The sequence below is a fragment of the Phenylobacterium sp. genome, from assembly GCF_036402295.1.
Classification (GTDB): domain Bacteria; phylum Pseudomonadota; class Alphaproteobacteria; order Caulobacterales; family Caulobacteraceae; genus Phenylobacterium.
This window is the reverse complement of the sequence record NZ_DASWTE010000194.1, coordinates 1-10,336: the sequence shown is the minus strand read 5'-3', so window position 1 is coordinate 10,336 and position 10,336 is coordinate 1. Positions and strand designations below refer to the sequence as shown.

Genomic DNA, 10,336 nt, shown 5'->3' with positions numbered 1-10,336 from the left:
GTCGACCGACACCAACCATGGATTCGATGCGCAGAACGGCGTCTACGGCGATCTGTTCGCGGCGGGTGTGATCGACCCGACCAAGGTGGCGCGCCTCGCCCTGCAGAACGCCGCCTCCGTCGCCGGCCTTCTGATCACGACCCAGGTGGTGGTGCATGATAAGCCGAGGCCGCCCGCACGGCCGCGGGGTAGAGGTCCGGAAGACGTCGACGACCTCGAGGCCGAGTTCTAGGCCGCAAAACAGGCGCGTCCCGTGTGCGTGACGTCGCCGGGAGCCGGCCGAGGTTATGCGAGTTGGCGGCGTGCGTCCTCGGCGATGACCCCCGATGGACGTTCGGCATCGACCACACACCATGCCTCGCCCAGCATCGGCCTGGGCGAGCGCGATGGCCGACGGTCTCGCTTCAGCTTTGTACCCCCGCACCGCGCCCAGGAAGAGGTGGGACATGCGCGTGTCGATCCGCCTGAGCGGCCGCTCAACCCCGGTCGCCGCGCCGCTTTCGAGCGCGTTCACGATCACCGCCTGGTCTGCGCCGATGTCGTGCAGCATAGGTCAAGGCTCCGCGCTGCGGCGTGATCCGAACGCGCGCGTCGCCGCGCCATCGCGCAGCCCCAAGACGCGCAGGCCCCGACCCGCCCGCGGTGATCTGCGTCAAGACTTAGGCTGACTTTCCGGCAGGTTGAGAGCGCGCTCTGCGCACACGTCGGCGACGTCGCCGCAGGTCAAGAAGGCGGGGCGCTGCGCGGATGTCATGGCCGGAGTGCGGCCTTCGACAGGACTTCCCATGTCGCAATCAGGCGCCCGGACTCGTCCGGTTCGAGGCTCACACCGAACGCCCGGCTCTCCTCGCTCAGCCGCTCCCGAAGCCAGCGCGCGTCGTCGTCGTTCGGGCGGACGAGCTGGAAGCGCCGGATGGCGAGGGGTGAGAGTTCGAGCCGCAAGAGACGGCCCTCGCCGTCGAGGTCGACGAAGTACATGGCGACGAGATCGCCGCGGAACGCCTCGTAGCCGGCGATGCCCTCGTAGTCGTTGAGGAAGTCCCCGCAGCCGTAGAGGATGAGCCGGTCGCGGTAGACCTCGATCGGCCGCGGATGATGCGAGGAGTGGCCGTGGACCACGGCCACCTGTCCCGTGTCGATCAGGGCATGGGCGAAGCGCCGGTGACCCTCGGGGACCTGATAGCCCCAGTTGGAGCCCCAGTGGATCGACGCCACGGCCAGGTCTCCGGGCCCGCGCACCTCGGCGATCGTGGCGGCAAGGGCCCGCGCCGCGGCCTCGCTGGGCTCTACCAGGTTGACACCGGGCTTTCGCGGTCCCGCGCGCCAGGCCGGGGGGACGCCGCTGTCCTCGAACGCCGCAGCCGCGAGGATCACGCGGGCGGACCGGCCGGGGAGCGGAATGATGGCTGGCGCCGTGGCCGCGGCGCCGTCCCTACCGGCTCCACTCGCGGCCAGGCCGAGGTTCTGCAGCGTCTCGAGCGTGTCCAGTAGCCCCGACGGACCGAAGTCCAGCGCGTGGTTGTTCGCCAGGCTGCAGGCGTTGACGCCGGCGGCGGCGAGGCATGAGACGTTCTCCGGCGTCATCCGGTAGTTGATGCCCTTCGGCGCGAAGTTGTCGCCGCGGGTGATCGCGGTCTCGAGATTGATGAGGCGGACGTCGGGGGCCAGGCGCCGCCATTCCGCGAGAGCCGCGCCCCAGACGTAGGAGGGGGCCACCGGCCGCGGAATCGCGCCGTTGCGGCGCTCGGCGAGGTCTACGTAGGTCAGCGCCGAAGCGACATATCGTTCCCGCAACGCGGGATCGCCGGGGTGTGGCAGCACCTGATCCAAACCGCGGCCCGTCATGACGTCGCCGCCGAGGAACAGGCGGACGCGCGCGTCACGCGCTCTGTTGACCGGCGTCAAGTCGGGGGGTGTCGCCGGGCGCATACTCACAACTCCTTGGAGGCGGCAGGCGATGGTGGACGATCGGACGGCGGCGGGTCGGGATACGCTCGACGCGGACGAGCTGCGAGCTCTCTGCGGCGACCTTCTGGACTGGAAGGTGGAAGCCATCCTCGCCCTGAAGCCGACCACGGCGGACGTGGCCACCGCCGTCGGTTGGGCCGGCGGTCTGGACGACCTGGGACGGGAAGGGCGGCCGCTCGCCGGTGTTGCGGCCCAGGTCTACGACCTGCTGCTCTCGGACGAGCCTTACGGGGAGGAGCGCTAGGGTCCGCCATCGGCCGTCCCTGCCGACGCCTCGACCGTATGCTGGTCCAGCCAGGCGATGGCCAGATCGATGACCCGCTCCAGTGCTCCGGGCTCCTCGAAGAGATGCGTCGCGCCTGGCACGATGACCAGCTCGGCGGGCCCCTTCATCCGGGCAATGGCCTGCCGGTTGAGGTCGATTACAGGCTCGTCGTCGCCGCCTACGATGAGCAAGGTCGGCGCGGTCAGCCGATCCAGAGACGCGCCCGCTAGATCGGCTCGCCCGCCCCTGGAGACTACGGCGCGCACCGCCTCTGGGCGCAGGGCAGCCGCCTTGATCGCCGCCGCCGCGCCGGTGCTGGCCCCGAACAGGGCGACGGCCAGTCCTGCGGTTCCGGGCTGCTCGCGCGCCCATTCGATGGCGTCCACCAGGCGCGACGCCAGGAGGTCGATGTCGAAGACGTTGGCGCGCGAGGCGGCTTCCTCCTCGGTGAGCAGGTCGAGGAGCAGGGTCGCGAAGCCCGCATGGACAAGTCCCGCGGCGACGGCGCGGTTACGCGGGCTGAACCGGCTCGAACCGCTGCCGTGGGCGAAGATGACGATGGCGCGAGCTGCCGCAGGAACCCGAAGCTCAGCGCCGAGTCCGATCGGTGGAATCTGCACCAAGTTCGCGTCGGACATAGAAATGCGCCTCCGGTTACAGGTTAGCGCGGCAGGAGGCGCTGCGTTGATGCAGGTCAAGATTGCGACCGTGGGCCAAGGATTCCGGGCCTTCCATTGCGTCGCAGCGACTTGGATCAGTGGTGGCTCGAGACGGCGCGCAGCACCTCGGCCGACAGGGGGGCGCCGGCTCGGCTGGCGACATCGCCCAAGCTGAGCATGCCCACCAGGGCGCCATCGGCCATGACCGGCAGGCGTCGGATTCGCCGAGACTCCATGATCCGCACCGCGTCGGACAGGTCGTCGTCGTAGGCGCAACAGACGGCGTCCTTCGACATCACGTCACGCGCGGTCAACTGATCCAGGTCGGCGCCGTCGGCGACGGCGCGGCAGGCGATGTCGCGGTCGGTGATGATCCCCACCAGTTCGCCGGCGGCGCTGATCGGGATGGCCCCGACGTCGGCGTCCCGCATCCGCCGGGCCACGTCCGAAATGGGTGTGTCGTCGTCCAGGCACTCAGCGCCCCGGTGCATCACGTCCCTGACCTTCATGGCCGCCTCCATCCACGCGCCCACCGCGCGATTCGCCGCTGAGCCTTGCATCGTCCGGACGCGCCGCACTTGAGGCAGGTCAAGTTTCGAAGGCCGTCGTCGCGGCAATCCCGAGCCAATCCTTGAGCCTGATCAAGGCGCGCTCCCCGGGAGCCCCCACATTGGCTGCTTTCGGGACTACGCCTGTGTCTGATGCACCCGACACGCCCGTTTCCGAGCTGCAGGTCCCAAGGTCGCGGAGGTCAAGGCTGCGGATGTGGGTCCGCCTCCGGCGCGCCTGGCGCGGGACCTGCGAGACCCTGGCGTTCCTGCGGGCGGGGGCGCTCGCGGTCCTGGAGGTGATCACCGGACATTGGCCGGCGTCGGCAGAAACGCGCGAGCGGCGGGACGGGCGATGAACGTTGCCGTCGCACCGGACGGACGGACGGTCCACAACGCCGACGTTGCGGAGGTTTTCTATCGTCTGGCCGAGCTGCTGGAGATCGAGGGTGCGAATCCGTTCCGTATCCGCGCCTATCGCCGGGCGGCGGCGACCATCGAGGACCTGACCGAACCCGTGGCGGCCCTCCTGGCGCGCGGCCAGGACCTCGCCGACCTGCCGGGGATTGGCGAGGACCTCGCCGGCAAGATCGCCGAGATTTGCCGGACCGGCCGGCTGCAGCTCCTCGAGGACGTGGAGGCGCGCACCCCGTCGGACCTCGCCCGCCTGGCCCAGGTTCCGGGATTGGGTCCCAAGCGCGTGAAGGTCCTGCACGATGCCCTGGGCGTGAACTCGATCGAAGACCTCGCCCGCGCCGCCGCGGCCGGAAGAATCCGCGATCTCCCACGCTTCGGCGAAGCCTTCGAGCAGCGCCTTCTGAGGGACCTGAAAGCGGCGCCGGCCACCGGCGAGACCCGGCTGAGGATCTCCGTCGCCGAGGAATATGCCGCGGGCCTGCTCGAACACGTCAAGGCCCTCCCGGGCGTGGGCGAGGCGGTGGTGGCGGGGAGCTATCGTCGGCGCCGCGAGACGGTGGGCGACCTCGACATCCTGGCCAGCGGCCCCCCGTCGATCACCGATGGATTCGTCGGCTATGCGGAGGTGGTGAAGGTCCTCGCCAAGGGGCCGACCCGGGTTACGGCGGTGTTGCGCAACGGCTTGCAGGTCGACCTGCGCGTGGTCCCCGACGAGAGCTTCGGCGCCGCCCTCGTCTATTTCACGGGTTCGAAGGCGCACAACATCGCCCTGCGGAAGCGGGCCCAGGGCCGAGGCCTGAAGGTCAACGAATACGGCGTCTTTCGGGGCGAGGCGAGGCTTGCCGGACGCACGGAGGCCGACGTGTACCGCGCGGTCGGCCTCCCCCTCATCCCGCCGGAACTCCGGGAAGATCGTGGCGAGCTCGACGCCGCCGAGGCGGGGCGGCTGCCGACCCTCGTCCAGCGCGCGGACCTCAAGGGCGACCTCCACGTCCACACGCGCGCCTCCGACGGCAAGAGCACGCTCGCAGAGATGGTCGAGGCGGCGCGGGCCCTGGGCTATGAGTACCTGGCGATCAGCGACCACTCCCGGCACGCGGTGATCGCCCACGGACTCGATCCTGCGCGCCTTTCGGCCCAGCTCGACGAGATCGACGCCCTGAACGCGCGCGGGCCGGGCATCCGGGTGCTGAAGTCCTGCGAGGTGGACATCCTGAAGAATGGCCGGCTTGACCTGCCGGACCGCCTGCTGGCGCGACTGGATGTGGTGACGGCGGGGGTGCATTCGGACTTCGCCCTGCCGGCCGCGGCGCAGACCGAGCGCCTCCTGAAAGCCATGGACAACCGCCACGTCCACATCCTGGCCCACCCGACCGGCCGCCTGATCGGCGAGCGGACCGGCTACCAGGTGGACCTGGACAAGGTGATCGCGGGCGCGAAGGACCGGGGCTGCTTCCTGGAGGTCAACGCCCATCCGAGCCGCCTCGACCTCGACGACGTCCATGCGCGCGCCGCCAAGGCGGCCGGCGTCCTGATCGCCGTGGGCTCGGACGCTCACTCGAGCGTGGGCCTCGCCAACATCCGCTTCGGCGTCGACCAGGCGCGTCGGGGGTGGCTGGAGCCGAACGATGTCCTCAACACTCGAACCTGGCCTGACCTGCGGACCCTCCTCGTTCGCTGAGCTCTCGGGGCCTGAGCTGTCCCGCTTCGTGTGGGAGGCCAAGTACCGGAGCGCCGGCGAGCGGACCGTGGCCGACAGCTGGGCCCGCATCGCGAAGGCGACGGCCGCGGCGGATCGCGATGCCGGTCTCTGGCGACGCCGCTTCCGCGCCCTCCTGGAAGATTTCCGGTTCCTGCCGGGCGGACGTATCCAGGCCGGGGCGGACCGTCCGGGCGCGGTGCTCTTCAACTGCTTCGTGCTGCCCGGGCCCAGCGAGGACGCCGAAGCCTCCAGTCTGGCGCTCCGCGAGAGCGTAGCCACCCTCCGGGCCGGCGGCGGCGTCGGCTGCGACTTCTCCGCGGCGCCGCCGCGCGGCTGGTCCGCGGGAACGCAGCCGTCGCCGGGACCGGTCGCATATCTGGACCTTTGGGACACGGCCTGCCGGGTCCACCTGGCGTCCGCGGCGCGGAAGGGGGCGCTAATGGGAGCCCTCCGCTGCGACCATCCCGACGTGGAAGCCTTCGCGGCGGCGAAGGCCGCGCCCGGCGCGCTCAGCCGGTTCAATCTGTCCATCGCGGTGACGGACGCCTTCATGGCGGCCGTGCGCGACGACGGGGCGTGGCCGCTGCGCTTCCCGGTCGCGACCGGGCCGGTGGTCAGGACGGCGCCGGCGCGGGCTCTTTGGGACCGGATCCTGCGCTGCGCCTACGAAACCGGCGACCCCGGTGTGCTGTTCGTCGACCGCATCAACGCAGCGAACCCGCTGTCCTGGTGCGAGACCCTCGCGGTCACCAATCCCTGCGGGGAGATTCCTCTGCCGGTCTACGGCGCCTGCGTTCTGGGGTCGCTCAACCTCACCCGCTTCGTCCGCGAGCCCTTCGCGTCGGGCGCGCGGCTGGACCTCGAGCACCTGGCCCAGACGACGGCCGTGGCGGCGCGCCTGCTGGACAACGTGATCGACGTCTCCGCCTACCCGCTGCCGCTGCAGGCGACGACGGCCCGCGTGACCCGGCGGATCGGCCTCGGCGTCACCGGGCTCGCCGACGCGCTGGTGATGCTGGGCCTGCGGTATGGCGATGAGCCGTCGCTGCGCGTGGCCGGCGAGGTCATGCGCACGGTGCGGGATGCCGCGTATCGGGCGTCGGCGGCCCTGGCGCAGGAGAAGGCGCCCTTCGGGGCCTTCGATCGCGACCGATATCTCGACGGCGACTTCGCCCGGGCTCTGCCGGCCGAGATGCGCGACGCGATCGCCGCGCACGGACTTCGCAACAGCCATCTGCTGGCCATCGCGCCGACCGGCTCGATCAGCCTCCTCGCCGAGGGTGTCTCCACCGGACTGGAGCCCATCTTCGCCGCCGTGCAGGACCGGCGGATCCGGGGCGCGGGCGGCGAGGCGAGGATCATCCGCTCGCCCGCCTTCTCCCTGGCGCTGTGGCGCAGGATGAACGGGCGAACCGACGGCGCGCCGCCGGCCTTTGTGGCCGCCCGCGAGCTGTCCATCGCCGCCCATCTCGACATGCAGGCGGCGCTGCAGCGTTTCGTGGACAACGCGATCTCGAAGACGGTGAATGTGCCGGCTGACCTGTCCTTCGAGGCGTTCGCCGCGATCTACGACGGCGCCTATGCCCGCGGACTCAAGGGATGCACCGCCTTCCGCGCGGTCCGCGCCGACGTGATCGTCCCAGCCGGGGAGCCTTGTGTTGGCGACCCCTCAGCCAGCGACGGTGCTTGCCGCTGAGGTGCGCCGTGGAGGCCTGGGGACCCTTCTCCCCTTCCGTCTCCACGATCCGAACCTTCGGCCACTCCCGGATCGAGCTTCTCGACAGTGGCTTTCCCGGGATCGGGGACCTGCGTCAGCTGAGTTGACGAGACCCCTCACTAAGCGGCGTGCGCCTCGCCCCCGCCCTTGACCGGCGCGTCGAGGGCGGCAGCGACCGCATCTTCGATCCGCTCGAGCCAGACGAACGTCAATTGCTCGCGCGCTTCTTTGGGAATCTCATCGAGGTCTCGTCGGTTGCGGGCCGGCAGCAGCACGCGCTTCACGCCGGCCGCGGCGGCAGCGACAACCTTCTCTTTGATGCCGCCCACGGGCAGCACGAGGCCGCGAAGGCTGATCTCGCCGGTCATGGCGGTGTCGCTGCGGACCGTACGGCCGCCGAGCAGCGACGCCAGCGCCATGAACATGGCGACGCCGGCGCTGGGTCCGTCCTTGGGCGTGGCTCCCGCCGGCACATGGACGTGGATGTCGTTCTGCTCGAATAGCGCCGGATCGACGCCCAAGGCGCCGGCATGGGTCTTCACCAGGCTGAGCGCCGCCTGGGCGCTCTCCTTCATCACCTCGCCCAGCTGGCCGGTGAGGATCAGGCGCCCCTTGCCCGGGGTCTTGGCCGCTTCGATGAACAGGATGTCCCCGCCCACCGGCGTCCAGGCCATGCCGGTGGCGACGCCCGGGACCGCGGTGCGCATGGCGACCTCGTTCTCGAACCGGGGCTGGCCCAGGACGTCGACCAGATCCTCCGGGCCAATGCGAACGTGCGTGGCCGAGCCCTCGGCGATCCGGAGCGCCGCGTGGCGCAGCGCGCGGCCGATTTCCCGTTCAAGGCCGCGTACGCCGGCCTCGCGCGTATATGTCTCGATGATCGAGCGCAGCGCCGCTTCGTCGATTTCAGCCTTCGCGGCCTCAAGGCCGTTCGCCTCGAGCTGACGCCGGACAAGATAGCGCTTGGCGATCTCCAGCTTCTCGCCGGCCGTGTAGCCGGGAAGGGAGATGATCTCCATCCGGTCGCGCAGCGGCCCTGGCACGGTCTCGAGCATGTTCGCCGTGGCGATGAACACCACGCGGCTGAGGTCGAAGGGCAGGGCGAGATAGTTGTCGCGGAACGCGCCGTTCTGCTCCGGGTCGAGGACCTCGAGCATTGCGGCCGACGGGTCCCCGTGGACGCCCGCGCCCAGCTTGTCGATCTCGTCCAGCATCAGCACGCAGTCACGGGCGCCGGCCTTGCGGACGGCCTGGATGATGTTGCCAGGAAGCGCGCCGACATAGGTGCGGCGGTGGCCGCGGATTTCCGCCTCGTCGTGGACGCCGCCCAGGCTGATGCGCGCAAATTTCCGTCCCATGGCCCGGGCGATGGACTGGCCGAGCGACGTCTTGCCGACGCCGGGCGGTCCGGCGAAGCAAAGGATGGGGGCCTTGCCTTCCGGCGCGAGCTTGCGGACCGCAAGGTACTCGATCATCCGCGTCTTGACCTTCTCAAGGCCGTAGTGGTCCTCGTCGAGGATCCGCCGAGCCTCGGCGATGTCGATCGGCTTCGGCTCCGGCTGGGCCCAGGGCAGCTCGATCAGCCAGTCGAGGTAGGTGCGGATCATGCCGTATTCGGCGCTGGCGTCGGGCATGCGCTGCAGGCGCCGCAACTCCTTGCGCGCCTGTGCATCGGCCTCCGGGGGCATTGCGGCCTTGTCGATGGCGACCTCCAGGTCGGCGATCTCCTGACCCTGTCCTTCCCCCTCGCCGAGTTCGCGCTGGATGGCGGCAAGCTGCTCGCGCAGCACCGCCTCACGCTGGCGCTGGCTGAAGGCCTCCTGGGTCTGACGCCCGATTTCCGCCGAGAGCCGCAGGACCTCCAGTCGATGCGCCAACAGCTTTGAGGCCTTCGCGAGCCGCTCCAGGACATCGAGCGCCGCCAGGATTTCCTGCTTCTCCGAGGGTTTGGTGTCCATGTAGGCGGCGGTGATGTCGGCCAGCGCGCCGGGCGCCTCGATCGCCTGGATGGACTGGCCCAGTTCCTCCGGCGCCTGGGGCAGCAGCGCCACCGCCTCCAAGGCCTGCTGCTTGAGATTGTGGAAGCGCGCCTCGACTTCAGCACTGGTCGACGTGGGCTCGGCCAGGGCCTCACCGCGCGCCACCAGGTAAGACCAGCCCGGCAGGGTCTCCGTGATGCTGAACCTTTGGACCCCCTGGAGGATCAGGTGGTGGCCCCCGTCCGGGGCGGTGACATAACGCAGGATGTTGGCGAGAACGCCGATCTCGTGCAGGCCGGACTGATCCGGGTCGTCCACGGTGGGGTCGCGCTGCAGGACGACGAGCACCTGACGCTGTTCGCGAACCGCCTGCTGGACGGCGGCCACGGAGCTGGGCCGTCCGACGGTCGCCGGTGCGACCACGCCAGGAAACAGCACCATGTTCCGCATAGGCAGGACAATGAAGGCGTCGGCGGGTGGATCGGGAGGGGCCACCGCGGTGGTTGCCGGCGACTTTGACGAGACGGCTTCGGACATGTTGCTCACCCAGCCTTGCTGAGACGGATGATCAAGCACCCGTCCGCGACCTGGACGGAGGGTGAGTGGTAGAGGCCGGGCGGCAGCGGGACCCGCCGCTCGAACCGGCCTTGGGGCAGCTCCATGCGGTGGATCACCGCCGTTCGCAGCACGGCCGGGACTGGCCGCTCGCCGGAGATCACCAGGCTGGGGCCCTCGATCCGCACCGTCACCTGGTCCGGCGGCACGCCCGGCAGCGCCGCCACCACCAGGACCTCATGGTCGGTCTCCAGGATGTCCAGGGGGGGCTCCCAATTGGCGGTGCGCACCTGGCCGCCCGCCGGGCGGAAGAGTTGCTGATGAAGGCGTTCTGCGCGCACGAGCGTGTCCAAGGCGCTGGCCCACATCCATTCACGTCGGTCGTTCATGCGCTTCTCCAGAGCGTCTCCATGACACAACACCCGAGCGGCTGGATTTGACCACTATCAAGCGAGGGCGCGGGAAGGGTCGCGTCGGTAAGGGAGCTCCTCGAAGCCACTGAGACAGCGGCTCGGTTCGCCGTCAT

9 protein-coding genes are annotated in these 10,336 nt (G+C 70.1%); 4 read left to right on the top strand and 5 right to left on the bottom strand.

Going from position 1 to position 10,336, the window contains the following annotated elements; translation table 11 throughout:
- The coding region (locus VGD44_RS12165; RefSeq protein ID WP_331087314.1) for a TCP-1/cpn60 chaperonin family protein at window positions 1-232 on the top strand (232 nt) is incomplete at its 5' end.
- A gap of 518 nt (window positions 233-750) precedes the next feature.
- Here VGD44_RS12165 and VGD44_RS12160 read toward each other — a convergent pair.
- Window positions 751-1,929, bottom strand: coding sequence for a CapA family protein (locus tag VGD44_RS12160; RefSeq protein WP_331087312.1), 1,179 nt, complete (start codon window positions 1,927-1,929; stop codon window positions 751-753).
- Window positions 1,930-1,957: 28 nt separating this feature from the next.
- On the opposite strand from VGD44_RS12160, the gene VGD44_RS12155 reads away from it, so the two are divergent.
- Complete coding sequence (locus VGD44_RS12155) at window positions 1,958-2,212, top strand: hypothetical protein (protein ID WP_331087310.1); 255 nt, start codon at window positions 1,958-1,960, stop codon at window positions 2,210-2,212.
- Here VGD44_RS12155 and VGD44_RS12150 read toward each other — a convergent pair.
- Together VGD44_RS12150 and VGD44_RS12145 are read right to left on the bottom strand one after the other, a co-directional pair.
- Complete coding sequence (locus tag VGD44_RS12150; protein ID WP_331087308.1) at window positions 2,209-2,871, bottom strand: dienelactone hydrolase family protein; 663 nt, start codon at window positions 2,869-2,871, stop codon at window positions 2,209-2,211. The two genes, VGD44_RS12155 and VGD44_RS12150, sit on opposite strands and share 4 nt — an antisense overlap.
- A gap of 116 nt (window positions 2,872-2,987) precedes the next feature.
- Entirely contained in the window at window positions 2,988-3,401 is a 414-nt protein-coding gene (locus tag VGD44_RS12145) for a CBS domain-containing protein (RefSeq protein WP_331087306.1), read from the bottom strand.
- A gap of 394 nt (window positions 3,402-3,795) precedes the next feature.
- On the opposite strand from VGD44_RS12145, the gene polX reads away from it, so the two are divergent.
- Together polX and VGD44_RS12135 are read left to right on the top strand one after the other, a co-directional pair.
- The gene (polX, locus tag VGD44_RS12140) at window positions 3,796-5,538 is read left to right on the top strand and encodes a DNA polymerase/3'-5' exonuclease PolX (RefSeq protein WP_331087304.1); all 1,743 of its coding nucleotides are present in this window, start codon (window positions 3,796-3,798) and stop codon (window positions 5,536-5,538) included.
- Complete coding sequence (locus tag VGD44_RS12135) at window positions 5,486-7,255, top strand: adenosylcobalamin-dependent ribonucleoside-diphosphate reductase (RefSeq protein ID WP_331087302.1); 1,770 nt, start codon at window positions 5,486-5,488, stop codon at window positions 7,253-7,255. Before polX ends, VGD44_RS12135 begins: the two co-directional genes overlap by 53 nt.
- Window positions 7,256-7,395: 140 nt before the next feature.
- On the opposite strand, the gene lon is transcribed toward VGD44_RS12135, so the two are convergent.
- Together lon and VGD44_RS12125 are read right to left on the bottom strand one after the other, a co-directional pair.
- Window positions 7,396-9,792, bottom strand: coding sequence for an endopeptidase La (lon, locus tag VGD44_RS12130; RefSeq protein WP_331087300.1), 2,397 nt, complete (start codon window positions 9,790-9,792; stop codon window positions 7,396-7,398).
- Window positions 9,793-9,797: 5 nt separating this feature from the next.
- Entirely contained in the window at window positions 9,798-10,199 is a 402-nt protein-coding gene (locus VGD44_RS12125; protein WP_331087298.1) for an Hsp20/alpha crystallin family protein, read from the bottom strand.
- Window positions 10,200-10,336: the final 137 nt, after the last annotated feature.

Bases quoted from the DNA above. Each gene is read 5' to 3' on its own strand.
- VGD44_RS12150 (WP_331087308.1), bottom strand. From the start codon at position 2,871: ATGTCCGACGCGAACTTGGTGCAGATTCCACCGATCGGACTCGGCGCT.
- VGD44_RS12135 (WP_331087302.1), top strand. From the start codon at position 5,486: ATGTCCTCAACACTCGAACCTGGCCTGACCTGCGGACCCTCCTCGTTC.
- lon (WP_331087300.1), bottom strand. From the start codon at position 9,792: ATGTCCGAAGCCGTCTCGTCAAAGTCGCCGGCAACCACCGCGGTGGCC.
- VGD44_RS12160 (WP_331087312.1), bottom strand. From the start codon at position 1,929: ATGCGCCCGGCGACACCCCCCGACTTGACGCCGGTCAACAGAGCGCGT.
- polX (WP_331087304.1), top strand. From the start codon at position 3,796: ATGAACGTTGCCGTCGCACCGGACGGACGGACGGTCCACAACGCCGAC.
- VGD44_RS12125 (WP_331087298.1), bottom strand. From the start codon at position 10,199: ATGAACGACCGACGTGAATGGATGTGGGCCAGCGCCTTGGACACGCTC.
- VGD44_RS12145 (WP_331087306.1), bottom strand. From the start codon at position 3,401: ATGAAGGTCAGGGACGTGATGCACCGGGGCGCTGAGTGCCTGGACGAC.
- VGD44_RS12155 (WP_331087310.1), top strand. From the start codon at position 1,958: ATGGTGGACGATCGGACGGCGGCGGGTCGGGATACGCTCGACGCGGAC.